At 62.1% G+C, this 1,233-nt stretch carries 2 protein-coding genes; both read right to left on the bottom strand.

The window, feature by feature from the left end; translation table 11 throughout:
- A partial coding sequence (locus G7007_RS22715) for a phage tail-collar fiber domain-containing protein (RefSeq protein WP_181105142.1) occupies window positions 1–698 on the bottom strand: 698 nt, incomplete at its 3' end.
- The coding region (locus G7007_RS22710) for a phage tail protein I (RefSeq protein WP_181105138.1) at window positions 695–1,233 on the bottom strand (539 nt) is incomplete at its 5' end. The genes G7007_RS22715 and G7007_RS22710, both read right to left, overlap by 4 nt.

Raw genomic sequence — 1,233 nt, 5'->3', positions numbered from 1 at the left:
AAGGTTTTTTGAGAGAACAGGTGCTGCAGACTGATCAGGCCTGTCGCGTTCGCAACGATCGCAACCAGCTGGTTTTCACGATCGGCGCTTTGTTGCTGCTCGGCCGCTTTCAGGCGCTGCAGCAGGCTGACGAGTTCGTCACCCGTCACACGCTGTTGCTCCTGAGTAATGCGCTGCTGCCGAGCCTGGGCATCGAGCTGATCCTGCTGCAGCACGCCGCGCAGTTGCTCGGCGATCAAGGCTGCTGCCTGAGCCGCCAGGGGCGCGGCCAGAGTAAGATTGAGGCCGGTTGCGGTGCTGACGATCGTCACACTGTCTGCTGGCAAGGCTTCGAGCGACAGGTCGTAGGCCAACAGGATGTCGCCTGCAGCCGGCTTGAAAGTCAGCGGGTCGCCGGTACTGGACCACACCGCAAACAAGGTGCCGTCGGCCAGGTAGAACCCGACGCTACGGACCCAAAAGGCCTTGCCATCATCGGCCAAGGCAGTCAGGTGAATGAGCGAACTGCTCAGCTTCTCGCCACCGGCGATCGGATATTGAGCAACCAATCCGCGCTGGGCCGTTTGGTCGACAGTGGGGGTAAAGCCCTGATCGCCAAGACCGACATAGGCGATCTCAGCTTGCAAGCCAGTGCTGGTCGCATTCCAGATGGCAGCCAGGCCAGCCTTGGTGATCAGCGGTTTTAAAGCGGTACTCATAGAGCAGCCTCCATCGAGACGCGCAAGACAGTGCGGGCGACGGCGGCATTAACGGCCGTCAGCACCGTTTGTTTGTGAATCGGTACGCTCTGCGCCTCCACAGACCAGCGGGAAACGCTGCGCGCTTGGGTTGTGTTGACCAGTGCCAGGACTTGTTCGGATCGGGGCATCGGGAACGGCTGAGCCTCGGCAGACCGGCGATGTACCTGCCAAAGCCGAGACAGGTTCACCAGCGCAATGGGCTGCTCGAACAACGGAAGAGGTATGGGCTGCACCTGCGCCGACTGACGCAGCCAGCCCTGCACCCGCGCAGCATTGGCAGCCACCAGGCCGCCGTCGAATCGCGCACCGAGCCGGAAGGTGTAGTGACTGCGCTCGTTCTTCGCCGCGTTGATCAAAGCCTGCAGGCGCTCGCCCAACTGCGGCGAAATGATCGAGCCTTCACCGCTGCGGTTCTCGTTGGCCCAGGCCGTGACCTGGAAGGTGTACGGCACCCCGTTGGGGATCTCCCGCCAGTCCTTGAGATCGGCGTTGA

The sequence above is a fragment of the Pseudomonas entomophila genome, from assembly GCF_013523125.1.
Taxonomy (GTDB): Bacteria; Pseudomonadota; Gammaproteobacteria; order Pseudomonadales; family Pseudomonadaceae; genus Aquipseudomonas; species Aquipseudomonas entomophila_B.
Note: the sequence above shows the minus strand (reverse complement) of the source record. Positions and strands in the feature narration are given on the sequence as shown.